At 47.5% G+C, this 2,416-nt stretch carries 2 protein-coding genes; both read left to right on the top strand.

Annotated features, from left to right (window positions below; translation table 11 throughout):
• Positions 1–883, top strand: an 883-nt coding sequence (locus EL26_RS22910) for a copper amine oxidase N-terminal domain-containing protein (protein WP_038094779.1), incomplete at its 5' end; no start/stop codon positions are given.
• A gap of 10 nt (positions 884–893) precedes the next feature.
• Positions 894–2,416: DUF5704 domain-containing protein (locus EL26_RS22905; protein WP_038094776.1), on the top strand; the 1,523-nt coding region annotated here is incomplete at its 3' end.

Here is a 2,416-nt window from a genome sequence, read left to right as displayed (position 1 = left end):
TATGGTGGAAATCAACTTGCAAGGCAAGGATATCAATCTGCGAATCGGGAAAGACACTGCGACAGTCGACGGTGCCTCCGTTAAGTTGGATACAAAAGCTGTTATGAAGGATGACCGTACCTATGTACCGCTGCGCTTTGTCAGTGAAACTTTAGGTGCGGACGTGAAATGGGATGGTGCACAAAACATGGTGGTCATCATGTTTAACGGAAGTGCAGGAGACAACCCGGATGCGCAACCGTCCCCGACCACCGGAGACCTTTGGGGAAGACAAGTGCGCAAGACCAATCTTCCAAAGAACGCAGCCGATTTCCCGTATATCTTGAATGATGTGCCGAATGAGATGTATGAGATGCCGTATAAGCTGGTTGCGGATGGTACATTGCATGTGCCAAAAGAAGTTTTTGCGACAGATCCTCAGGTTAAAAAATCTAACATTGACCATTGGGTCGACAGGGTGAAGAAACACTATCAATCGATTCTTAATGCCGACTACCACACGATTGACTACTCATGGGCCGATCAAGTGTACAACACGACCAATACAGGGGGAAGGTATTTGCCTGACGTCCAGAAGTACGTTGACTGGGTAAAAGAAAATCACATCCAAATCGAAGGGGCTGTAGAACCTGAACCGTCCATCATCTATGAAAACTGGATGGGATACAACATCCGGATGAAAGTGAAGTTTCGGATTTTGAACTTTGACCAAGACAAGAAGGTTCTCTATGACGTCTATTATAAACCTGGCACTTATGAAAAAGGGAAGTGGTACAGCGGATATGCGGATATCTCTTTGGGCTCGACCACGGGAGAAGCAAATCTGGCTGTGGATAACATTGCCAGTTTAACTTACAATTCAATAATTCGTCCGATGGAGTAATGAACTGACAATGGGACGTTTTTGGAAATCCGTGGGATCTCTGTTTCTCTGCCTTGTTTTACTTCTTATGTTCCCCACACAAGCGAATGCGGACGTTAACGTTCGCATTACAAAAGGTGTCATCAAGTTCGTAACGGTGGACCCCGAAGCTACCACAGGTATTCGCTACGTAACCACTGGTTGGATCATTCAGGGAGTCCCGAAATGCACCGATTCAAACAAAACGCACTGTAATCCGAATACGGGCAAGTATGGCATGATTCAATCGAATAAAATGGTGGAAACTGGTCGTACTGTAAGTGATGGTGTGGTCACCACCTCTTTTGAAGTCGGAGTTGCAGATGTTATGGCCGCTTTACAAGAGGCTGGATTAAGCAACATCAAAGCCGGCGACCCCATTTACCTAAACTCGATCTTCCAAGTTTCAATAGATGGTACGTTAAAACCCACGCATTACTACACGCTTGATGAAATCAAAAATGCGGAACCTTGGGCGGATACGAGTGCCTTTAAACAGTATTACGACATCTTGGCTCAATGGGACCCGCCATCAATACCAATTGTAAAAGGTTTTATTGATGCTCCTGATCAAGTAGACGGCACTGTTACGGAAGTACCTGCAACTTACTCCTTTCAGGCGCAAGTTACTTCGAGCGACAATAAACTCGCAAAATACCAAATTGTCAAAACTGAGCACTGTGATTTTGTGAACGCTGGAGATAAAAGTGGTGCCTTAAGCGGCACGGAAGATGGGTTTTCCGACCTGCCGATTAAGATCCACATCGGAACCAATCAAAACGTAAAGTGTTCTATTACGATTGAGGTTACGGATATTAATAAAACCCCTGCCGAAAACACCGCCCAAAAAGCGGTAATCAAAAACACTCCACCGCCGACTCCCCAAGATGCAGGGGCAAGCGACCTTGACCCGAATTCCTCGGGCAAGATCGGGGCAGACCCTTACCCGACAGAAGCATTCAACGTCGTGCAAGGGATTCCGACCCACGAGAAACTCTACACCCAAGCAGGGGGCAAACGGTATCTCTACGACTATCACTACCAGCAAAAAACCGGGCAAAAGCCCTACCAGATCACCGTAAAAAAAACCTACAACCTGACTTGGCAGGAGCCGCAAGATTCCACAGACGAAGCGGGAAATCCAATTACAACATGGATTAATAAATCCGACACCCAAGTGGTGACCCAAAACTACACAATCATGCGAAACTACTCCTACTGGATCGTGGACAAGCTTCAAATCTACGGCATTGACCATGCGGTGATGTTCAACTACGCCCTTCCAAACGGAAAAGCGACGATGACTCCGCAAAATTACTCGGCACCCTCGGTGAGCGCCACGCATTCCGACGCAGAATCCGCCCACCTCACCGACCCGACGTATAACAAAGTCCTTGACCTCGGATCGCAAGACGTCCCAGGTGGACAAGGCTCGAAGCCGTCAGTGCCAACCGAAGACTGGCTCGCCGACGCCGACCGTTCAGTCGGCAAAATCAAAGTCAAAAACGACCGCTT

Source organism: Tumebacillus flagellatus (assembly GCF_000714935.1).
Lineage (GTDB): Bacteria > Bacillota > Bacilli > Tumebacillales > Tumebacillaceae > Tumebacillus > Tumebacillus flagellatus.
This window is presented reverse-complemented; position numbering and strand designations above follow the sequence as displayed.